18 protein-coding genes are annotated in these 21,479 nt (G+C 43.6%); 13 read left to right on the top strand and 5 right to left on the bottom strand.

The window, feature by feature from the left end:
• Positions 1-8: 8 nt before the first annotated feature.
• The 10 genes from moaC (at position 9) to KP803_RS02500 (ending at position 11,689) form a co-directional block, all read left to right on the top strand.
• Positions 9-488 (top strand): cyclic pyranopterin monophosphate synthase MoaC, encoded by a 480-nt coding sequence (gene moaC, locus KP803_RS02545; protein ID WP_248007255.1) that lies wholly within the window; start codon positions 9-11, stop codon positions 486-488.
• The gene (moaD, locus tag KP803_RS02540) at positions 485-730 is read left to right on the top strand and encodes a molybdopterin synthase sulfur carrier subunit (protein ID WP_248007254.1); all 246 of its coding nucleotides are present in this window, start codon (positions 485-487) and stop codon (positions 728-730) included. The genes moaC and moaD overlap by 4 nt, the downstream gene beginning before the upstream one ends.
• Positions 731-732: 2 nt before the next feature.
• A complete protein-coding gene (moaE, locus tag KP803_RS02535) occupies positions 733-1,191 on the top strand; it encodes a molybdopterin synthase catalytic subunit MoaE (protein ID WP_248007253.1) in 459 nt (152 codons plus the stop codon).
• Positions 1,192-1,339: 148 nt separating this feature from the next.
• Entirely contained in the window at positions 1,340-1,549 is a 210-nt protein-coding gene (nrtS, locus tag KP803_RS02530; protein WP_248007252.1) for a nitrate/nitrite transporter NrtS, read from the top strand.
• A gap of 158 nt (positions 1,550-1,707) precedes the next feature.
• Complete coding sequence (locus tag KP803_RS02525) at positions 1,708-2,124, top strand: CBS domain-containing protein (protein WP_248007251.1); 417 nt, start codon at positions 1,708-1,710, stop codon at positions 2,122-2,124.
• 76 nt (positions 2,125-2,200) lie between these two features.
• On the top strand, positions 2,201-3,688 hold the full coding sequence (locus tag KP803_RS02520; protein WP_248007250.1) for an MATE family efflux transporter: 1,488 nt from the start codon (positions 2,201-2,203) through the stop codon (positions 3,686-3,688).
• 82 nt (positions 3,689-3,770) lie between these two features.
• Positions 3,771-6,143 carry a zinc/cadmium/mercury/lead-transporting ATPase gene (locus tag KP803_RS02515; protein WP_248007249.1) on the top strand — a complete coding sequence of 791 codons (2,373 nt, stop codon included), beginning with the start codon at positions 3,771-3,773 and terminating at the stop codon, positions 6,141-6,143.
• A gap of 257 nt (positions 6,144-6,400) precedes the next feature.
• Positions 6,401-7,159, top strand: coding sequence for a uridine phosphorylase (gene udp, locus KP803_RS02510; RefSeq protein WP_248007248.1), 759 nt, complete (start codon positions 6,401-6,403; stop codon positions 7,157-7,159).
• Positions 7,160-7,395: 236 nt separating this feature from the next.
• Positions 7,396-8,574, top strand: a complete 1,179-nt coding sequence (locus KP803_RS02505) for an efflux RND transporter periplasmic adaptor subunit (RefSeq protein WP_248007247.1) — start codon at positions 7,396-7,398, stop codon at positions 8,572-8,574.
• Positions 8,567-11,689 (top strand): efflux RND transporter permease subunit, encoded by a 3,123-nt coding sequence (locus tag KP803_RS02500; protein WP_248007246.1) that lies wholly within the window; start codon positions 8,567-8,569, stop codon positions 11,687-11,689. The genes KP803_RS02505 and KP803_RS02500 overlap by 8 nt, the downstream gene beginning before the upstream one ends.
• Positions 11,690-11,783: 94 nt before the next feature.
• On the opposite strand, the gene KP803_RS02495 is transcribed toward KP803_RS02500, so the two are convergent.
• Both KP803_RS02495 and metG read right to left on the bottom strand, forming a co-directional pair.
• A complete protein-coding gene (locus tag KP803_RS02495; protein WP_248007245.1) occupies positions 11,784-12,329 on the bottom strand; it encodes a hypothetical protein in 546 nt (181 codons plus the stop codon).
• A gap of 205 nt (positions 12,330-12,534) precedes the next feature.
• Positions 12,535-14,595 carry a methionine--tRNA ligase gene (metG, locus tag KP803_RS02490; protein ID WP_248007244.1) on the bottom strand — a complete coding sequence of 687 codons (2,061 nt, stop codon included), beginning with the start codon at positions 14,593-14,595 and terminating at the stop codon, positions 12,535-12,537.
• A gap of 155 nt (positions 14,596-14,750) precedes the next feature.
• On the opposite strand from metG, the gene apbC reads away from it, so the two are divergent.
• The 3 genes from apbC (at position 14,751) to KP803_RS02475 (ending at position 19,002) form a co-directional block, all read left to right on the top strand.
• On the top strand, positions 14,751-15,842 hold the full coding sequence (gene apbC, locus KP803_RS02485; RefSeq protein WP_248007243.1) for an iron-sulfur cluster carrier protein ApbC: 1,092 nt from the start codon (positions 14,751-14,753) through the stop codon (positions 15,840-15,842).
• A gap of 170 nt (positions 15,843-16,012) precedes the next feature.
• On the top strand, positions 16,013-16,654 hold the full coding sequence (udk, locus tag KP803_RS02480) for a uridine kinase (RefSeq protein ID WP_248007242.1): 642 nt from the start codon (positions 16,013-16,015) through the stop codon (positions 16,652-16,654).
• A gap of 182 nt (positions 16,655-16,836) precedes the next feature.
• The gene (locus KP803_RS02475) at positions 16,837-19,002 is read left to right on the top strand and encodes an AsmA family protein (protein ID WP_248007241.1); all 2,166 of its coding nucleotides are present in this window, start codon (positions 16,837-16,839) and stop codon (positions 19,000-19,002) included.
• A gap of 130 nt (positions 19,003-19,132) precedes the next feature.
• Here the strand turns inward: KP803_RS02475 and KP803_RS02470 are convergent, their stop codons facing one another.
• The 3 genes from KP803_RS02470 to ubiG all read right to left on the bottom strand — a co-directional run bounded on the left by KP803_RS02470 (position 19,133) and on the right by ubiG (position 21,430).
• Positions 19,133-19,519, bottom strand: coding sequence for a hypothetical protein (locus KP803_RS02470; protein ID WP_248007240.1), 387 nt, complete (start codon positions 19,517-19,519; stop codon positions 19,133-19,135).
• A gap of 356 nt (positions 19,520-19,875) precedes the next feature.
• Complete coding sequence (locus tag KP803_RS02465; protein ID WP_248007239.1) at positions 19,876-20,610, bottom strand: SDR family NAD(P)-dependent oxidoreductase; 735 nt, start codon at positions 20,608-20,610, stop codon at positions 19,876-19,878.
• Positions 20,611-20,668: 58 nt separating this feature from the next.
• Positions 20,669-21,430: a bifunctional 2-polyprenyl-6-hydroxyphenol methylase/3-demethylubiquinol 3-O-methyltransferase UbiG gene (gene ubiG / locus KP803_RS02460; protein WP_248007238.1), complete on the bottom strand. Its 762-nt coding sequence runs from the start codon at positions 21,428-21,430 to the stop codon at positions 20,669-20,671.
• Positions 21,431-21,479: the final 49 nt, after the last annotated feature.

Here is a 21,479-nt window from a genome sequence, read left to right as displayed (position 1 = left end):
GACATTTTATGAGTGAATTAACCCATATTAATGCTTCAGGTGAAGCGAACATGGTTGATGTGTCTGCGAAAGCTGATACCGTTCGAGAAGCCAGAGCAGAAGCTTTTGTTTCTATGTCTGCAGAGACGCTCAATTTGATTGTTTCTGGTCAACATCATAAAGGCGATGTGTTCGCCACCGCACGCATAGCAGGGATTCAAGCAGCAAAGAAAACATGGGATTTGATCCCGCTTTGTCATCCGCTTCTGCTCTCTAAAGTTGAAGTCCAACTTGAAGCGCTGGAAGCTGACAACAAAGTTCGCATTGAGTCGGTGTGTAAGCTGGCAGGTAAAACTGGCGTTGAGATGGAAGCATTAACGGCCGCTTCAGTGGCTGCGTTAACCATTTATGACATGTGCAAGGCTGTGCAAAAAGACATAGTGATTGAGAATGTACGTTTACTTGAAAAAACGGGCGGTAAATCTGGTCACTTTAAGGTGGAGTCATGATTAAGGTTCTGTTTTTTGCTCAAACCCGCGAGCTAGTTGGGGTTGATAGTGTCGAACTTGACGCTAATTTCGACACGGTAGAGCAAATTCGATCTCACCTCGCTCAGCAAGAAGGCAAGTGGGACATCGCACTAGAGCAAGGTAAGTTATTGGCGGCGGTGAACCAATCGATTGTTCCGCTAGAGTCTACTATTGTTGATGGTGATGAAATCGCTTTCTTCCCTCCTGTTACCGGAGGTTAGTCATGGATAATCGCGTTAGTGTTCAATATGAAGACTTCTCAGTTTCTGACGAGTGTGACTATTTAGGTGAAGGTACCGATGCGGGTGCTGTCGTAACTTTTATTGGTAAAGTTCGTGATATGAACCTAGGTGATAATGTGACCGGTCTTTCCTTAGAGCATTACCCAGGAATGACAGAAAAAGCGCTATTGGAGATTTGTGACCAAGCTGAAAAACGTTGGCCTTTATTAAGATTGCGCGTTATCCATCGGGTAGGTGATCTTGATATTGGCGATCAAATTGTCTTTGTTGGTGTGTCTAGCGCTCATCGTGGGGCTGCATTTGAAGCGTGTGAGTTTATTATGGATTACTTGAAAACCAAAGCGCCGTTCTGGAAGAAAGAGCGGACGACAGAGACCACTCGCTGGGTAGAGTCAAGACAATCCGATGCCGATGCCGCTGAGCGTTGGAAAGACAAATAGCTGGCATGGCATATGCATTTTTAAAGGTTAACTTCGGTTAGCCTTTTTTGATCCTATGACTCAAATTTACCTCGCTAACTTTGCCATACTAGAACGTGTATTAAGGTAGGAAGCACAATAAAAGCGCGACAAAAGAAGGAATTCGAGCGTGTTAAATAGAAAAGTCATCAAGCGCGCTGCATGGATTGCACTGATTGTGGGGACGCTTTTAAATATCATTAATCAGCATGATGCGATTTTCTTTGATGCATCAATACAATGGATAAAAATTGGGCTGACTTATTGTGTTCCATTTTTCGTATCGCTCATCAGTAGCATAATCACAATGAGAGATATGGCACAAGAACATAAAAAATAGTGACAGTACCATATGGCTGGAAGTGAGGTACAACGGGGCTTTAGCGATCAATCGGTCATATCTATCGATAATATTGGTTAAATCCATTTAGTAAAATCAAGAAATTAGACAACAATTACTATAGACACGTTAAAAAGTTGTTGCTTAAGGAGCAAGCTATGGAATCACAAAGAGTAAAAGATTATATGACTCTTCAGGCAGTAACCTTTACACCTGATATGTCTTTAAGTGTTGCCTTGCAGAAGGTGATGAAGTGTTCTCACCTTGGTGGTCCAGTTATTGATGAGCAAGAGAAAGTGATTGGCTTCTTATCTGAGCAAGATCTACTCGATAAGTTAGTGAAAGTCAGCTACTTTTGCCAAGATACGCACCTAGTCGGCGACTGTATGCACACAGAGGTACTTTCTGTCTCTCCCGAAACTACTATCATCGAGATGGCTGATAAGATGAAAGTCGGCAAACCTAAAGTATATCCCGTCGTCGATAACGAAAAGTTGGTTGGCATAATTAGTCGAACAGACGTATTGAGAGCGATTGGTCAAAGTATTGATGATTGCTTTAAACACCCTGTGTGATAGGTTGTCCCTAGCGTAAAAGAGTAACAAAATGTAAGGCGCTTATTGCGCCTTTTCTTGTTTTTGAGGGAATAGAATGTCAAACCAAGGTGCAAAATTCGTTGAAGGATCAACCATGAGGCACATCTTAGTGATGTCTGGTGCAGGCTCTGTTGGTTTGATGGCACTCTTTGTAGTCGACTTACTGGATATGCTCTTTATCAGTATGCTTGGTCAAGTTGAATTAGCCGCAGCGGTTGGCTTTGCAGGAAGTTTAGTCTTTTTCTCTACCTCTATCTCTATTGGTACTTCCATTGCAATGGGAGCACTTGTCTCTAAAGCCATAGGCTCAAAAAAACGCGATTATGCGCGAAGGCTCAGTGCGAGCATTATGGCAACCGCATTTGTTATAAGCTCAATTGTTTGCGCTTCTATGTATGTCTATATTCCTGAATTACTGTCATTAATTGGTGCTCAAGGTATCGCTGCTGAACGAGCGCAAGCGTATTTACAAATACTCTTGCCGAGCGGGCCTGTGATTGCTTTAGCTATGGCGGCAGGGGCTGGATTACGCTCCGCAGGTGATGCAAAACGATCCATGTGGGCGACCTTATCTGGTGGTATTGTTAATGCGGTACTTGATCCTATCTTTATCTTTGGCTTTGGATGGAATGTGGAAGGGGCGGCGCTTGCCTCGGTCATCGCGCGTTTCACGGTATTGTTCTTTTCTCTCTATCCACTTATCAAGGTCCATAAGTTGGTGGCAATGCCGTCATTTGGCGATTGGCAACGCAACTTGAAAGTCATTTTGGCCATTGCAATCCCCGCGATTATTACCAATATTGCTACGCCAGTTGGTAACGCGATTGTGACCTCATCGATTGCACAATTTGGAGAAAATTTTGTTGCTGGATACGCGGTAATAGGGCGACTTATTCCGGTCTGTTTTGCTGTCATATTTGCCCTTTCCGGTGCGGTTGGGCCGATTATTGGGCAAAATTTCGGTGCGGAACGTTTTGATAGAGTCAAAGAAACGCTCAATAACTCTCTCATTGTGACAACAAGCTATACCCTAGTGGTTTGTCTTATCTTGTATTTTGCTCAGGATCTTATTGTCGCCATGTTTAGCCTTGAAGGGGATGCTGCCATCATCGTTGTTGCCTTTTGTACCTATGTCGCGATCAGTTTCATTTTTAATGGAACCCTGTTTGTTGCCAACACGTCGTTTAATAATCTTGGTAAGCCTCTCTATTCAACAGCTCTCAATTTAGGCAAAGCAACGATAGGCACATTACCTTTCGTCTATTTTGGGGCAATGTGGTTTGGTGCACTTGGGGTGTTATATGGTCAAGCCGTGGGTACCATGGTATTTGGGATCATCGCAATCTACATGTTACGAAGGCACATTGCAGGCATGATGGAAGGCCAAGAGCCAGAAGTGGATGATGATCCTTCGTTTACTTGCGTTAACTCACAGCCATTCTGTTCTCATGATGCCGTGTTAATTGATGATGCAATTATCGATAAAGAGGTGATGGACATCATGCACCTCGATGAAAATAAGAGCGAAAAAGAGAAAATATAGTTTGACCTTGGAGTAGGCTCAAAGGTTTACACTCTTTATAAACAGTACTTATTCTTTGAATATGGATTATGGAGAGAAAGATATGTGCACAAAACACGCAGGGTGCCGCTCAAATAAAGTCACACCAGCCGCAGCGGCAAGTAGTGGATGCTCTACACCTAAAATAAACTCAATACAGATGGCGGGTGTCTCAACCTCGTCGGATAGCAGTTGCTGCAGTTCAAGCTCTTGTGACAGTAGCGCGAGCTCGAATGATGAGGAAAGCGAGTCCAGTTGCTCTCCTAGTTTAACCTCAACGGAACAAACATCTACTTCCACTAAAATTAAAAATGAAACAAATACGGCTCAATCCGTACTAAGCCAGAGTTGGAAGATTGAGGGCATGGACTGCCCTGCCTGTGCAAGGAAAGTTGAAACCGCGGTCAATAAAATAGAGGGGATAAAAGAATCAAAAGTCTTATTCGCCACCGAAAAGCTGGTTGCCAAGTTCAATGACCCGTCTGTCGTTAACAGCATTGAACAAGCCGTCATTAGTGCAGGTTTCTCCTTTGTCACCGCGAATAACAGTCAAACGGAAACCCAAACGGGTTGGCTACCTCTACTGAAACAAAATGGAAAGATAATTGCCATTGCTGTGGCGATGGTTCTCGCTGCCATAATTAAACCCTCATTGCCTGTTTTGAGCGAAGGGTTATTCATATTTACCTGTCTTGCTGGTTTATACCCTATTGGCAAAAAAGCTATTCAGCTTGCGAAATCGGGTACACCATTTTCAATTGAAACACTCATGAGCGTTGCCGCTTTGGGGGCATTGTATTTAGGTGAGACAGTGGAAGCGGCGATGGTTCTACTGTTATTTCTGATTGGCGAGCGCCTTGAAGCTTTTGCCGCTTCTAGAGCAAGAAGTGGTGTTCAAGCGTTAATGGCACTGGTTCCTGAAACTGCAACAAAGATTATTGATGGTCAACGAGTCGAGGTTTCTGCCAGTGAATTAAATCCGGGTGATGTTATTGAAGTCTCTCCGGGCTCAAGGCTTCCGGCCGATGGTACTCTGCATGATGAACTAGCAAGTTTTGATGAAAGTGCGTTAACAGGTGAATCCATTCCTGTTGAGCGCTATAAAAGTGAAGCGGTGATGGCTGGTGCTGTTGTAGCCGATCGCGTGGTTCGATTTACCATTACCTCAAAACAGGGCGAGAATGCGATTGATCGTATTCTTCACCTTATCGAAGAAGCGGAATCTCGCAAAGCACCCTTAGAACGTTTTCTGGATAAGTTTAGCCGTTGGTATACGCCGCTGATGATGTTGGTGGCCTTAGCGGTTATCACGCTTCCGCCCCTGCTATTCGCTCAACCTTGGGAAACGTGGGTTTACCGAGGTTTAGCTTTACTGCTTATCGCTTGTCCATGTGCATTAGTGATTTCTACGCCAGCTGCAATAACTTCAGGATTAGCCGCTGGTGCTAAGAGAGGCGCGTTGATCAAAGGTGGCGCCGCACTTGAACAACTTGGAAAAATAGAAACCGTCGCGTTTGATAAAACCGGTACCTTAACCAAAGGAAAACCTGAAGTGACTAACGTGATAGCCTTTAACGAATGGGAAGAAAACTCACTGTTAGAAGTGGTAGGCGGCATTGAAGTTGGTTCAAGTCACCCGCTCGCTGTTTCTCTTGTTAAGCGTGCAGAAGAAATGGGCATAACATTGCCAGAGGCGAGTGAGAAACAAGCCTTGATTGGTAGTGGCGTGAAAGGCACGGTTAATGGACATATCTATCAGGTGTGTGCACCGAGCAAACTGACGGTATCCCTTCATGCTGATATCGTGGCTATGGTTGAACAGCTTGAAGACGAAGGTAAAACGGTTGTTATTGCCACTAAAGGCGAACCTGAATGTATCGGCCTGATTGCTTGGCAAGATACCCTTCGAGAAGATGCGAAACAGGCGGTTAAAGCCCTACAGTCACTTGGTATTCATTCCATTATGTTAACGGGCGACAACCCACGCAGTGCAGCGGCGATTAGCTCGCAGATTGATATTGATTATAAAGCCAGTTTGCTGCCACAAGATAAAGTCACCTATGTTGAGCAACTGTCTCAAAATTCTAATGTCGCCATGGTTGGTGATGGGATTAACGATGCGCCTGCAATGAAAGCATCAAGCATTGGTATTGCGATGGGTGGTGGGACAGACGTTGCGTTAGAAACAGCTGATGCAGCAATTACCCATAATCGTTTGATTGAGCTCTCTGGCATGATTGAGCTATCACAAGCGACACTCGCTAATATCAGACAGAATGTCTGCTTGGCTCTTGGGCTCAAAGCCGTATTTCTTGTCACGAGCTTATTTGGGATTACGGGCTTATGGGTGGCTGTTATGGCCGACAGTGGTGCTACCGCACTAGTGACGCTTAACGCGTTACGGTTATTAAAGTTTAAATCCAAATTTGGTCACTAAAACTTCTCGTTGAGAGGGAAATGAGATGTCGTTGTGATACCCACTTTGATCGAAGTGGGTATCAAAATTGTGCAATCAGTTGTTAACTACATTGATAAAAGTGTGATGCCAACCGTTTTTGTGTGAAATGAAATGATAATCACGAACTCTTGATGTGATGCTTGTCACTCTTTGTTGTTGTTAGGTTCGATACAGTAATTCCATACCCTACGAACCCAATAAACTCATAGCTGAACAAGCTGCAAAAGGAGTGACTTATGTCTCAAGCTGTTTTCCACCTAGGTATTACTGAAGCTGATTTGAATGGCGCGACGCTTGCGATCATTCCGGGCGATCCTGCACGCGTACAAAAGATCGCTGAAGAGATGGAGAATCCAGTTTTCCTAGCGAGCCATCGTGAATACACCCTTTATCGTGCTGAATTAGATGGAAAGCCAGTTGTTGTTTGTTCAACAGGTATCGGTGGTCCTTCAACGTCAATAGCGGTTGAAGAGCTTGCTCAACTAGGTGTTCGTACTTTCCTTCGTGTCGGCACGACTGGGGCAATTCAACCGCATGTTAATGTTGGTGATATGATTGTTTCGACGGGTTCCGTTCGTCTAGACGGTGCAAGCTTACATTTTGCGCCAATGGAGTTCCCTGCAGTTGCTGATTTTGATGTGGCGACGGCAATGAAAGCCGCTGTTGAAGAGTCTGGCGCTGATGTTCATATGGGCGTAACTGCTTCAAGCGACACCTTCTACCCTGGGCAAGAGCGTTACGATACATTCTCAGGGCGTGTTGTTAAGAGCTTCCAAGGCTCAATGCAAGAGTGGCAGGATATGGGCGTACTGAACTTCGAAATGGAATCAGCAACGCTACTGACCATGTGTGCAAGTTCTGGCTTAAAAGCGGGTTGTGTTGCGGGTGTTATTATTAACCGTACCCAAAAAGAGATTCCAGATCACGCGACATTAAAAGAGACAGAAGCGCGTTCAATTAAGGTCGTTGTTGCAGCTGCTCGTAAAATGCTTTAATCCAAGCGTGAAAACTTATGCGTAGTTAGCTTTCTTAATAGTGAGTTAGTTTATCAAAGCATGACATATTGTATCAAAAAGCCACTGAATCCCATCAGTGGCTTTTTTTTATGAGTACTAACAGCGTATCATTGAGGTAGAGCAGAGTATTTGTCGTTGTATAACGGAATACTATTGCGTGATTTTACCTATGAAAAATCAAATTATTACTATTGTCTTCCCAGTTAAGGACTCATATGAACTTCGCACTCATAGCAAGAAGAGCTGCTCCTCTCATTATTCTCGGCGTGTTTTTTATTGCATCCCAGATACTCATCGCAAGCAAGGAGGAGCCTGAACAGATAGCTATTGAGCCAACTGAACTTCGTATCGAGGTATTAGATGCGGCGCCAAAGGAAATGACTTTCCATATTGATTCTTATGGCTTTGTTGAACCTAAGTATCAATCTAAAGTCGTCAGTGAAATATCAGGCAGAATCGTAACCTTATCACCAGACTTATTGGTGGGTGGTTTAGTTAAGAAAGGTCAGATACTCGCGAATATTGATCCCTCTGATTATGAAGCGGACCTTGAGCAAGCGAAAGCGTCATTGGCTCAGGCAAAAGCCTCACTAGAAGAAGAGCTCGCGCGAGCAGAAGTAGCAAAGCGAGATTGGGCTCATGTTGGCGAGGGTGAAGCGCCAAAACTCGGGTTGCGAGTCCCACAAGTCAAGCGTGAACAAGCCAATGTTAAATTTGCTCAAGCAGCGGTAAAGCGTGCCATTCGTAATGTCCAAAGAACGGTGATCAGAGCACCTTTTGATGGCTTAGTAAGTGAACGACACGCCAGCCTAGGGGAGTACTTAACCGTTGGCGCGCCTATCGCCGATATTTATGATACTCAGCAGGCCGAAGTCTCATTACCTATTACAAACAGTGATTTAGCTTACTTACCGATTAATGATGATGTTTCGTTAACTGCGACACTTCAAGTTCGATATGCAGGGCAGGAGTTCAATTACCCAGCAACTATTAAGCGAAGTGAGCGTGTTATCGACCGTAACTCACGTATGTTCAACCTCATTGCTGAAATCGATGACCCATATTGCTTAGAGCAGGGGCGTTGTATTCAACCATCGCTAAAGTTTGGTAGTTATGTGACGGCGAAGGTGGTTGCCAATACAGTGGAGGATGTCGTTTCTCTGCCGCGTAATTTAGTTCGTAATGGTAAAGCTTACGTGGTGAATGATGAATTGAAACTTGAGCAACGTAACGTGAATATTATTCGTCAAGATGAAGCGTTTGCTTATATTCAATCAAGCTTTGTTGAGGGTGAACAAATCTCTGTGACACCTATCAATCAATACAGCGAAGAACAAATAGTGACCATCATTGGTGTGAAAGAGAACGGCGCGCAGGAGCAACAGAATGACTAAGCAGCGCGGTATCATCGCTTGGTTTGCTCACAACCCAGTCGCAGCAAACCTTATCATGTGGCTGCTTATTATTGGCGGGACCTTTAGTGTCTTCACATTGAACAAAGAAGTTTTCCCAACGATTGAAACTAACTTCGTTCAAGTTACCGTCGCTTATCCCGGCGCCGCTCCTCAAGAAATTGAAGAGGGGATAAACATCAAGATTGAAGAGGCCATCAAAGACATTCGGGGAATTAAGCAGGTTTCTTCTGTCGCCGCTGACAGTGTCGGTACCGTTACTGTTGAAGTGGACTCGGGTTATCGGCCTAAAGATATTTTAGATGAGATTAAGTTAGAAGTTGATGCGATATCCACCTTTCCGGACAGTATTGAACAGCCAAATATTTTCCAAATAAAGCCCAAAAATCTGGTGATGTTTGTTTCCATTTACGGAGACCTGACTGATCATGAGATGAAAGAGCTAGCGAAGCAGACTCGTGATGAATTTACGTCACTTCCTGCGGTATCAAGTGCGGATTTAATCGGTGCGTTAGACTATGAAATTGCAATAGAAGTCCGTGAGCGTCAACTTAGGGAGTATGGCTTAACTTTCAACGATGTTGCACAAGCGGTACAACGCTCGTCATTTGACTTACCGGGTGGCTCCATTCGTGCCGATGATGGAAATATTTTACTGCGAACGAAGGCGCAAGCGTACAGAGAGGGTGATTTTACGGACATAGTGATTGCCGCTAATCCCGATGGTAGCCGTATTCTATTATCGCAAGTTGCAGATGTGCGTGATGGCTTTATTGATTGGGATAACTATGTTCGTTTTAATGGTTACCCCGCTGCGATCATCCAAGTGAACAGTGTGGATAGCCAAGATGCTGTGGAGATATCAAAACAAGTTAATGCTTGGCTTGATGAACATAAAAAGACGCTCCCTAGCGGGGTCTTTATGGACAGTTGGCTTGATTTAACGCACTACCTTGATGGTCGCTTGGACATGATGGTTTCCAATATTGTTTTCGGTGCTATTCTTGTTTTTGCCATACTCGCTCTGTTCTTAAATGTAAAATTGGCCTTTTGGGTCATGATGGGCCTTCCGGTCTGTTTCTTAGGGGCGTTCTTTTTAATGCCGCACCCACCATTTGGGGTAACGCTCAATATGGTGAGCTTGTTTGCCTTTATTCTCGTGCTCGGGATTGTAGTGGACGATGCGATTGTAACAGGGGAGAGTGCCGCTCAAGAGATTGAGAATAATGGCCACAGTGTTGATAGTGTTGTGACGGGCGTACGTAAAGTGGCAACGCCAGCGACGTTTGGTGTTTTAACCACGATTGTCGCCTTTATTCCCATGTTGCTCATCTCTGGCCCAATGAAAAGCTTGAGTGAAGCGGTGGCTTGGGTTGTTATTCTGTGCCTCATTTTCTCACTGGTTGAGTCAAAGCTTATTCTTCCTGCGCACCTTGCGCATATGAAAATCAAACCGAACAAAAATCCCAATCGATTTGTTAAAGCGAAACAAGCGTTTAATGCTCGATTGAATACCTTTGTTTTTGAGCGCTATAAGCCATTCCTACAGCGATGTATCCAGTATCGATACAGTGTATTAGCCGCCTTTATTGGCGTACTCATGTTCTCTGTTGCGTTGGTGATGAGCGGCAAAGTACGTTGGGTTTTCTTCCCAGACATGCCTTCGGACTATATCCATGTAACGCTTGAAATGGAACCGGCCTTTTCTGAAGCCAGAACCATTGAAACGGCGCAGCTAATCGAGAAATCGATGCATAAAATGGATGAGAAAATTCAGCAGGAATATGGCAGTTCTGTGGTCGATCACTATTTAGTAGTGAAATCATCTCTGACCAATATCGAATTTTTTGTCGAGCTTTCTAAAGCTGAAGACCGTGAAGTTGATGGCGTTCAAATTGCTGATAAATGGCGTGCGGAGCTACCGACGTTAGTGGGGGTAAATAAACTCTCATTTGAGGCGGGTGGTGGAGCGCAAACAAACACAGTGACGTTTGAACTGGCCTCTGATGACCTGGATGCCTTGACGGCAGCTTCTGATGAGCTGAAAGAGAAGTTACGCCTCTATAATGGGCTCTATGATATCTCTGATAACTTCTCTTCAGGTTCAAGCGAAATTCGTCTACAGATAAAGCCAGAAGCGGAAGCATTAGGGTTAACCCTGTTAGATTTAGCCTCTCAAGTTCGCCACGGGTTCTTTGGCTATGAAGCACAGCGCTTGTTACGTGACAAAGAAGAAGTCAAAGTCATGGTGCGTTATCCTCGTGATGAAAGGCGCAGTATTGGTCATTTAGAAAACATGCTGATACGAACGCCATCTGGTGATCGAGTTCCTTTTTCTACGGTTGCTGAGATAGAGCTTGATGACTCATATTCATCCATTAACCGTAAAGATTACCGCAGAGCGCTGACTGTCGTAGCGAACGTTAATACCAATGTGGCCGAGCCGAAAAAGGTGATAGATGACATATTGACGAATTTTGTCCCAGAGTTAGCGACTAAATACGACGGTTTAACTGTGAAGCTAGGTGGCGCGAGTTTAGATGAACAAGAATCCATGGTCGCGTTAGCGCAAGGGGCGCTGTTTGTTCTATTAGCGGTGTATACGCTGCTGGCGATTCCGTTGAAGTCGTATACTCAACCGATGATTATCATGTCGGTGATCCCATTTGGCATGATTGGCGCGCTATTTGGCCACCTGTTCTTGGGGCTATCAATGAGTATGTTGAGTATGACAGGAATTATCGCCCTAGGCGGTGTTGTCGTGAACGATTCACTGGTGTTGGTGGATTATGTCAATCGAGCTCGCTCTGAGGGCAAGAGTATTACGCAAGCCGCGATAGATTCAGGCTGCTTCCGTTTTAGAGCGGTTATCTTGACCTCTCTAACCACGTTCTTTGGTTTGGTGCCAATGATGCTTGAAACTAGCCTTCAAGCTCAGGTGATGATACCAATGGCCGTGTCATTAGCGTTTGGTATTCTATTCTCTACCTTTGTAACGTTATTATTGGTGCCGATTCTTTATTTGGTACTGAACGATATCAAACGTGGCTCGTCTAAGTTTTATCAGTGGTGGTGGAAACCAGAAAGCGAGGCATAGTAACTTTTACCTGTTTACTCTTGGTAAATAAAAAGCTGGCTCTAGGGCCAGCTTTTTTTACACATCATTTGAAATGACTGAAGATTTATTCTGATTAAAATCGGTATCTTAATCCAACGCTTCCAGAGAAACCGCCACTATCAAATTCTTCATAGTCATAAGAATCAACGCCAACTAACCCGTAAATGCTAAGGTCGTCGACACTTTCAAAGGTTCTCGATACGCCAAAAAATAGGCCGTAATAGGTGGCGCTATGATCACTCTTGTCTGTCGAAATAACTTCGTTAGAGCTCATGTTGGTTCGAATTAACTTGTTGTCCGTATTACCAAGGCCGAATGAAGCATTGATCATCATATCGAAGCCATCAAAGCTTCCCAGCGTATATTCATAGTCGAGTACGGCAAATTGAGCTTCTGCTTCATAATGCTCTGAAAATGGAGATGTTCCTTGTGTGTAGGTTTTATCGCTGTCTGATTCTGTTGCCATATAGCCCAACGATAATGCGTGTTTATCGACTGCGTAACCAAATGAAATCTTATTGGCCTTATCTGAGCCTACGCCAATTTGAGCGTTTACGAAGGGAGTTGCGTTTACTGCGGCGCTTAACAAAGCGGTTGTTGCCAATACTAGAAGTCTCATTACACACTCTACTTATCATCATGATTTGCGTAGCGTATAGAAGGCGTCATCTTATTACAATATACCGATAGATAACTTTACGAACCCTTTACAGTTGTTATTTCTATCGACAAAAAAATCCCCGTTATTCGATGCTAATAAGTTAGCCATAACGGGGACTTCTATTTTCTACTTTTGCTTCTGTATTGGAAGCGAGTAGTGAGTATTACATCACGCGCATACCAGGTTGAGCACCTTCGTGTGGCTCAAGGATCCAAAGATCGCTGCCACCAGGGCCTGCTGCTAAGATCATGCCTTCAGACATACCAAACTTCATCTTACGAGGTTTCAGGTTTGCGACCATAACGGTTAGCTTACCTTCTAGCTCTTCAGGTTTGTACGCTGATTTAATCCCAGAGAATACCTGACGCGTTTCACCGCCGATATCCAATTGGAATTTCAGTAGTTTGTTCGCTTTTGGCACTTCTTCACAAGAGATGATACGAGCAATACGCATATCGACAGCAGCAAACGCATCGAACTCAATCTCATCGGCGATTGGCTCTTTCTCTAGCTCTGTTTTGCTCGCTTTTTCTTTCTCAGCTTCTGCTTTCTCTTTGGCTGCCATTTCTGCTGCTGCATCTTCTTTTGAAGACTCAACCATTGCTTCCACTTTCTTAGGATCAATACGACTAAATAGCGCTTTGAACTTAGTGATCTCGTGATCAGTTAGCGGTGTAGCAATCGCTTCCCACGTTAGCTCTTCGTTTAAGAATGCTTCAGTGCGAGCTGCAAGTTCAGGCATTACAGGTTTTAGGTAAGCCATTAGAACGCGGAACAGGTTAATACCTACAGAAGATACTTGTTGAAGCTCAGCTTCTTTGCCTTCTTCTTTGGCAAGAACCCAAGGTGCTTTTTCATCAATGTACTGGTTCGCTTTATCAGCTAATGCAGTAATTTCACGAATAGCGCGGCTAAATTCACGAGTTTCGTATAGCTGACCGATACGCTCAGCCGCTGCTACGAATTCGTTGTAAAGCTCAGGTTCAGCAAATTCAGCAGAAAGCTTACCTTCGAAACGCTTAGTGATGAAGCCAGCGTTACGAGATGCCAGGTTTACAATCTTGTTTACTACGTCAGCATTTACACGTTGAGTGAAGTCTTCAAGGTTAAGGTCAAGGTCATCGATACGGCTGTTTAGTTTCGCCGCGTAGTAGTAACGTAAACACTCAGGGTCTAAGTGGTTTAGGTATGTACTTGCTTTGATGAAGGTGCCTTTAGACTTGGACATCTTCGCGCCGTTAACCGTTACGTAGCCGTGTACGAATACGTTGTTTGGCTTACGGAAACCAGAGCCTTCAAGCATTGCAGGCCAGAATAGGCTGTGGAAGTAAACAATGTCTTTACCGATGAAGTGGTAAAGCTCTGTTGAGCTGTCTTTATTCCAGTACTCATCGAAATCTAGGTCATCGCGCTTGTCACATAGGTTTTTGAATGAACCCATGTAGCCGATTGGGGCATCTAGCCATACGTAGAAGAACTTGTCTTTTTCGCCTGGGATTTCGAAACCAAAGTAAGGCGCGTCACGTGAGATATCCCACTGCTGAAGACCAGACTCAAACCACTCTTGCATCTTGTTCGCGGTTTCAGATTGCAGTGAACCAGAACGTGTCCACTCTTTCAGCATGCTTTCGAATTGAGGCAGATCGAAGAAGAAGTGCTCAGAATCTTTCATTACTGGAGTAGCACCAGACACTGCAGACTTAGGATTGATTAGCTCAGTTGGGCTGTATGTCTCACCACAGTTATCACAGTTATCACCGTACTGGTCTTCTGACTTACATTTAGGGCAAGTACCTTTTACGAAGCGGTCTGGTAAGAACATCTCTTTTTCTGGATCAAACAATTGAGAGATAGTGCGGCTAGAAATAAAGCCATTCTTTTTCAACTCAAGGTAGATATGAGAAGCGAGCTCACGGTTCTCTTCAGAGTGTGTGCTGTGGTAGTTGTCAAAGCTGATATCAAAACCGGCGAAGTCTTTTTGGTGCTCTTCGCTCACTGCTGCAATCATCTCTTCTGGGGTAATGCCCATTTGCTGAGCTTTCAGCATTATAGGCGTGCCGTGTGCATCGTCTGCACAGATGAAGTTTACAGTGTTGCCACGTAGACGCTGGTAACGAACCCAGATATCCGCTTGGATATGCTCAAGCATATGACCTAAGTGGATTGAACCGTTAGCGTACGGAAGGGCACAAGTTACAAGCAGTTTCCTTGAATCAGTCGCCATACTTAATATTTCGCTTCTTGATAGGTATAAAAATGATGGCTAATACTACCGCATGCGGCGATTAACTCCAAGGTGTGGTACGGGCTATTCCCGCAGTTTTTTTAGGGTTCAGTCGTGCCCTTTCCAGTGTTAGGATTGCTAAAAAAGGAGATGTTATGCGTCAGTTTCAGTCTAAAGCGGAGTTTTGTCAGTGGCTCAATGAATTTAGCCATCAAAATCTCATCGATGGTTGGGCCAGCCAAGTGGGTATCGTTACTATTTTACCAACAGGCGTTTTTCAGATCTCGATTCCATTTGCAGCCAACGAACTTATCGATTCTCTACGTGATTGGATCGACGCGTCTCAGCAGGCTCAACATGTTGGGTCATTTGAATATTCAATATTAAGCCGTGTTAAAACCCTAGAAACACCCGTACCAACGCCAATTAAGGGCGTAAAAAATGTGATTGCGGTTACTTCTGCTAAAGGGGGCGTCGGTAAATCAACGACTTCGGTGAATTTAGCATTAGCGATTGCAAAGTCTGGGGCGAAAGTCGGGCTACTTGATGCCGATATTTATGGTCCGTCAGTGCCAATGATGCTCGGGCAAGAAGACGCAAAACCAGAAGTTCGAGACAACAAGTGGATGCAACCGATAGAAGCGCATGGCATTCATACACATTCTATTGGTTATCTGGTGGATAAATCAGAAGCCGCGATATGGCGTGGGCCAATGGCCTCAAAAGCGTTAGCGCAATTGGTGAATGAGACAGAGTGGCCTGAACTTGATTATTTGATTATCGACATGCCACCGGGAACGGGGGATATTCAGTTGACGTTATCTCAACAAATTCCGGTGACAGGTGCTGTAATTGTCACTACGCCACAAGATCTTGCTTTAGCGGATGCTCGTAAGGGCGCAGCCATGTTCAACAAAGTTGATGTGCCCGTAATTGGATTAGTTGAAAATATGAGCTATCACATCTGCAGTCATTGTGGTGAAAAAGAGCATATCTTTGGTGCGGGTGGTGCGCAAAGCTTATCAGTCGAGTATGGCCTGTCACTATTAGCGCAGATTCCATTGCATATTAAAGTGCGAGAAGATATCGATAAAGGCGTTCCTACCGTCGTCTCGCCATCAAACGAAACGTCGCTTTGTGAGCATACGCAGCGCTATCTGGCCTTAGCTGAAAGAGTGTGCAGTTGCTTATATTGGCAGGGAAAAGTGAAGCCAGATGCTATCGCTTTCCAGCAAGTAGCCGACTAGTCGTTAAGATATTTAAGGCTTTTTATTCTTGGTAATCGATTGCATGATGGTTTGTTATTCTATTTACGTAAAAGCTGACATAAAACTCAGCAGACGACTAGAATCTATAGAATGAACTGCCTATAATCGGGCCGTTTATCTGTTCCTCCAAATCATCACTGGGTGTAAAAATGTCTGAGAATAATCAATGTGTCATCATCGGAATTGCTGGCGCATCGGCTTCTGGTAAGAGTCTTATCGCAAGTACTGTCTATAAAGAGCTGTGTGCAAAAGTAGGTTTTGATCAAATTGGTGTCATCACAGAAGATTGTTACTACAACGACCAAACCCACCTGAGTATGGAAGAGCGTGTAAAAACGAATTACGATCACCCTAAAGCGCTAGACCATGACTTGCTTTGTCAGCACCTTGAGCAATTACTGAAAGGCGACGCAGTAGAAGTCCCTGAGTACAGTTATTCTGAGCATACTCGTATGGAGAATACGACTACTCTGACACCAAAGAAAGTGATCATTTTAGAAGGTATCTTACTTCTAACTGATCCACGTTTGCGTGATTTAATGCATGCAACGGTCTTTATGGACACTCCGCTAGACATCTGCTTACTTCGTCGAGTTAAACGTGATGTGGAAGAGCGTGGCCGTACTATGGAGTCAGTGTTGGCTCAGTACCAAGAGACAGTACGCCCAATGTTTATGCAGTTCATTGAGCCTTCGAAGCAGTATGCCGACATTATTGTCCCTCGTGGTGGTAAGAACCGAATCGCTATCGATGTTTTAAAAGCGCATATCGCTAAATTACTTAAAGCGTAAATTGCCGCTGAGTAATCTAACCTTTTGATGCTATTGCATGTTTGGATTAGGTTAAATCTCAAATTCAAAGCGCAATTGAGTCTTTATTTTTGTTAAGAGAAGTGGCACTTTAAGTGCCACTTTCTTTTTTCTAATTCCTATACAATGATTGAAAGGAATTACTTCCAGCAAGGAAAAAGCTAATGAAAAAACTGTTTCTGTTCATTGCCATCCCGTTGTCCGTTATTTTTATAGCGATCGCCGCTCTGGTTTTTCTCGTTAACCCTAATCAATTTAAGCCTTTAATCGTAGAGCAAGCTAAACAACATACGGGGCTTGAACTTGTTATTGATGGGGATATTAGTTGGCAGTTTTTTCCTTCGATTGGTTTTGAGCTAGGAAGAACAGCATTAAAGAACCCTCAAGGGTTTAGTCAGCCGAATCTTTTTAAAGTGAGCTCTATTGGTGTTGATGTTTCGGTGATGCCGCTGTTTGACCAGAAATTGGAAATCGGAAACGTCACGCTAGATGGAGCTGAATTTTACCTTGAGACACTAAAAACTGGCGAACGTAATATTGATGCCTTGACGTCATCTCAAGCAGATCAAGCTGCAACAGAGGTAACGTCATCTGAGCAAACACAAGCAGATTCGTCAGCAGCGAGCTCTTCAGCGTCTTCGCAGTGGAGCATCAATTTAGCGGGTGTTACGGTTTCAAATGCGGTGCTTGAAATTCAAGACCACCAAACAGGTTCGTTTACCAAACTTTACGATGTTGCTCTTGGATTATCTCAATTCGAATTTGATAACTGGACGACAGCCACATTTGCAGCGAAAGGCCAAAATAATCAGCAAGAGTTTGCCGCGAAAGGGCAAGCGGAGTTTAATTTAGCGTCTGACTTCTCTCGTTACGCTTTGAAAAATATAGCTCTTGATGCAAGTTTTAACGACCCAGCTAACACCATCGAGTCCGCCAAAATTGGTTTGGATACGTTTGAATTCGACAAAGTAAATAACCTAACGTATGCGATTTTGGGTAATGCTGCAGGGTTGGACCTTGATATGAAAGGAGCAGGGCAGCTAGCCGTTGACAGCGCTGTTTCGAAGGTTCTGCTGAAGAAACTAACACTGGATGCCACTTTCAAAGGTGACGCTTTACCACAAAGCCCAATGAAAGTAGATATGGCGTCTGATTTGAGTTTTGATTTAAACAAGAGCCATCTGCAATTCATTCTTGAAAAACTGACAGCAAATGCCATTGAACTCGATGGAGAAGCGAATGTAACGCTTCTTGAAATCCCTAAGGTTCGCTTTAACCTCCATAGCCCAAATATCGATTTGGATGAGTTTTTAGGGTTAGCTCAAACTGAGCCGGCATCAAAGACAAGCACTTCAAGTGAAGGAACGCCATCAAGTAGTGGTGATAATAAAGCCGCTAAAACGTCACCAACGAAATCTGCATCAAGTAATACAACCGAAGTTGAACCTGATTTATCAGCACTAAAAACCTTAGATGTGAAAGGCACAATAGTGATTGATAAGTTCAAGGCGAGTAACGCGAAGATGCAAGATGTGACTGCGAATTTCTCGGTGAATCGTGGTGTGGCTGAGCTTACGTCATTCAGCTCTAAACTCTACAAGGGTTCTATCAAAGCCAGCGCAAAACTTGATGCACGTAAAACGCCAGCAAGTTACACGGCTAAGAAACGTATTAAAGGCGTACAGGTTTTACCATTGCTCAAAGATGTCGCTGATAATGAGATGCTTGAGGGAACAGGTAATATTAACGTGGATGTTAAAGGTAAAAGCTTAACACCAACAGGTATTAAGAAAAACCTAGTAGGTACCGTTGATATCAACTTCGAAGACGGTGCGGTGAATGGTATTAACGTTGCTCAGGTGATTCGTGATAACTACGCTCGCTTTACGGGTGGAAAAATTGATGATCATGATGAACCTCAGAAAACCGACTTTAGTGCAATGAAAGCGACGCTGAAACTGAATAAAGGCGTGGTTACGACGAACAACCTGACTGCTCAATCTCCTTTGTTGAGAGTGAGAGGGGAAGGTAAAGCTAACTACATTAATGAAACCGTTGATATGACGATCAGTACCTCTGTCGTAGGTTCTTTAAAAGGGCAGGGCGGTAAGGACATTGATGAGCTTAAAGACGTGACGATTCCTATCCGTATTCATGGTGCATGGACACAGCCTCAGTTTTCGTTGATTTTTGATGATGTATTAAAACAGAAAGCAGAGAAAGAGATCGATCGTGGTCTTAATAAGCTGGAAGAAAAATACGGTGACAAAATTGGTGACGAGAAAACCAAAGATGCTATCCGTGGCGCATTAAAAGGGTTGTTTAACTAATCACTTCCTATAAACGGTAAAGAATAACTAAGGGCCGCATATTGTGGCCCTTAGTTTATATGTGCTTGGATTGATCTAGTCTTGGTACAAAACGTTATTCTGTGAATTTGGAGAGAGGAACTTCAGTTGTTCACATATCACCATTGGAATCAAATAAAACCGCATTGTTGGAATGTTCACTAAAAGCGAGTACTTCCGCTAGCATCGCTTTTTCTCCATTTTCTAGATCAATACCCGAGAAGTGGAACAATATTTTCTTCACTTTGTTTTTCGGAGATAGGTGCCACCACGTTTGGATTGCTTCTCCTTTTTCGAACACAGAGCGATAATATAATAACGTTGTAGCAACAACTTCTGACATTTCCTTTTTAAGATCTCTGGACCTTAATTCTTCGAGACTGTCTGACTCCCATACGTCTAATGCTGAGTCATTCGCCCAGATTACGTAACCTTGATCAATGCTGTATATCCAGATTGGGGTTTTTAAATTTTGAGATAATTGAGGGAATGAAATCACAGTGATTAACTTGAAATCCTTTCGGTATATGCTTTTTGCTATGAGATGTAATTAGTTATACCAGTTACATCCCTGACAATCAGTCGATTGAGGAAGAGATTGCGGGGAAGTTTGTAAGTATTAGTTTCATATCCTTGATGTACATTAATTTTCGATTATGTATTGAAGCAGAAGGCTAAGAAAGAGATTGACCTTAGTTTGAATAAACTTGATAAAATTGGTGACGAGAAAACCAAAGACGCCATTCTAGGGGCTTTGAAAGGGTTGTTTAGTTAAGCTTTTTATTATTAATGTTACTGCCAATGCTGACAAAAATAGTGAGCATAAAACCTTTGCCGTCTTGTGTTTAGGGAAATTTAAGGTGTTATCTCTTTGCCATCCCAAGCTATTATTTTGCCACTTTGATTGGGTGATAGAGTATTGAGTACATTAATTAAACAGCGAGCGGAGTGTTGCGCAGTAAACAGCTTGTCTTTTGGGACATTACGCTGAAAGGGTTTAGAGAGTTGGCTATCAACAGTCCCCGGATGTAGACCAACAATGACTGACTCTGGATGGGTTCGTCTTGTTTCTATCGATGCCGTTTTTATGATCATATTTAATGCGGCTTTTGATGCGCGATACGAATACCACCCACCAGAGTGGTTATCTGAAATACTTCCAACGCGAGCGGACAATACAGCAAAACAGCTACGTCTATTTCTATTTAAGCACGGGATGAAATGTTTAGCGATTAGCGTGGGAAGGATAGTGTTTGCTTCGTAAATATGTTGTAGATTGGCGGCTGATAAATCTTTTAGCGACTTTTCTGGCTTAATGCCTTCGCTATGTAAAACTCCTGTGGTGACGACGATTAAATCAAGCTTATTTTCATGAGAAGCGATGTAAGCCGCTTCCTTAATGCTTTCTTCAACATATTCTATGTTGTATGGCCTGACATTAGAGTGTTTAGGATGATTCTGATTATCGCCGTCCAGATTTTTACGTGAAAACGCACTGATGTGTGAAGAAGGGTATAGCTGGGCAAGTTGATGAGTTAAGGCGCTGCCAATCGTTCCAGTACTACCAATAATCGAGATATTGTTATACATGTTGTAACCTTTATGATGGTTCATGATTATTTACGCAGACACTGAATGAGTAACCTATTCAACTTTTCCTAACTGCGCTTAGTAAGTAATTTACATCGTAGGAGCGAGCGAATTTCCATTGCTGAGTTAGTGGGTTGTAACGCATCCCCTCGATTTGGTTTACTTTGAAACCTAAGGGGCAAATAGCTTGCTCAACTTCACTAGGAGTAACAAAACTTTTCCAACTATGAGTGCCGACAGGTAAGGCTCGAAGAATATACTCTGCACCAATGATACCAATTAGGTAGCTTTGCCAAGTTCTATTAAGGGTAGCGATAATCAAGATTCCAAGAGGGGCAACCAGAGCACAGCATTCTTCGAGAAGCAGCCTGGGATTCGGTACATGCTCAAGCACTTCGGTGTTAATTACTAAATCGAATGCAGTAAGCAGATTGTTTCTCGTATCTGCTACTAAAGCATCACTTAATGCATGGCGGTAGTGTAAATTTGGTAGATGTTTTCCATGATGGTTTGCGACTGAAATATTAACTTGGCTGGCGTCGATCCCTAAAACTTCATGGCCAGCTTCTGCAAGTGGCTGAGTCAATAATCCAGCACCGCAACCCACGTCTAATATGCGGATTTTCTTACTGCCATACTGGTGGGTAATTTCAGTGGTAATGTATTGTAATCTGACCTGGTTGAAGGCGAGGACAGATGCAAACTTCCCTTTCGGATTTCTCCACTCGTGGGCGAGTTCATCAAACTTAGCCACTTCCTCTGGCCGTAAATTTTGGCCGTTGCTATCTTGGGTGTACGTCAGCTTGTTTTTTAGTCGCATATTGTAAATTCCGCCTTAGAATGCAAAGACTTACGTTAGGTTTTCTATA

This window comes from Vibrio amylolyticus, assembly GCF_023145695.1.
GTDB lineage: Bacteria > Pseudomonadota > Gammaproteobacteria > Enterobacterales > Vibrionaceae > Vibrio > Vibrio amylolyticus.
Note: the sequence above shows the minus strand (reverse complement) of the source record. Positions and strands in the feature narration are given on the sequence as shown.

Excerpts from the sequence above, each read along its gene's own strand:
- moaC (WP_248007255.1), top strand. The coding sequence starts at position 9 with ATGAGTGAATTAACCCATATTAATGCTTCAGGTGAAGCGAACATGGTT.
- moaD (WP_248007254.1), top strand. The coding sequence starts at position 485 with ATGATTAAGGTTCTGTTTTTTGCTCAAACCCGCGAGCTAGTTGGGGTT.
- moaE (WP_248007253.1), top strand. The coding sequence starts at position 733 with ATGGATAATCGCGTTAGTGTTCAATATGAAGACTTCTCAGTTTCTGAC.
- KP803_RS02525 (WP_248007251.1), top strand. The coding sequence starts at position 1,708 with ATGGAATCACAAAGAGTAAAAGATTATATGACTCTTCAGGCAGTAACC.
- KP803_RS02520 (WP_248007250.1), top strand. The coding sequence starts at position 2,201 with ATGTCAAACCAAGGTGCAAAATTCGTTGAAGGATCAACCATGAGGCAC.
- KP803_RS02515 (WP_248007249.1), top strand. The coding sequence starts at position 3,771 with ATGTGCACAAAACACGCAGGGTGCCGCTCAAATAAAGTCACACCAGCC.
- udp (WP_248007248.1), top strand. The coding sequence starts at position 6,401 with ATGTCTCAAGCTGTTTTCCACCTAGGTATTACTGAAGCTGATTTGAAT.
- KP803_RS02505 (WP_248007247.1), top strand. The coding sequence starts at position 7,396 with ATGAACTTCGCACTCATAGCAAGAAGAGCTGCTCCTCTCATTATTCTC.
- KP803_RS02500 (WP_248007246.1), top strand. The coding sequence starts at position 8,567 with ATGACTAAGCAGCGCGGTATCATCGCTTGGTTTGCTCACAACCCAGTC.
- KP803_RS02495 (WP_248007245.1), bottom strand. The coding sequence starts at position 12,329 with ATGAGACTTCTAGTATTGGCAACAACCGCTTTGTTAAGCGCCGCAGTA.
- metG (WP_248007244.1), bottom strand. The coding sequence starts at position 14,595 with ATGGCGACTGATTCAAGGAAACTGCTTGTAACTTGTGCCCTTCCGTAC.
- apbC (WP_248007243.1), top strand. The coding sequence starts at position 14,751 with ATGCGTCAGTTTCAGTCTAAAGCGGAGTTTTGTCAGTGGCTCAATGAA.
- udk (WP_248007242.1), top strand. The coding sequence starts at position 16,013 with ATGTCTGAGAATAATCAATGTGTCATCATCGGAATTGCTGGCGCATCG.
- KP803_RS02475 (WP_248007241.1), top strand. The coding sequence starts at position 16,837 with ATGAAAAAACTGTTTCTGTTCATTGCCATCCCGTTGTCCGTTATTTTT.
- KP803_RS02465 (WP_248007239.1), bottom strand. The coding sequence starts at position 20,610 with ATGTATAACAATATCTCGATTATTGGTAGTACTGGAACGATTGGCAGC.
- ubiG (WP_248007238.1), bottom strand. The coding sequence starts at position 21,430 with ATGCGACTAAAAAACAAGCTGACGTACACCCAAGATAGCAACGGCCAA.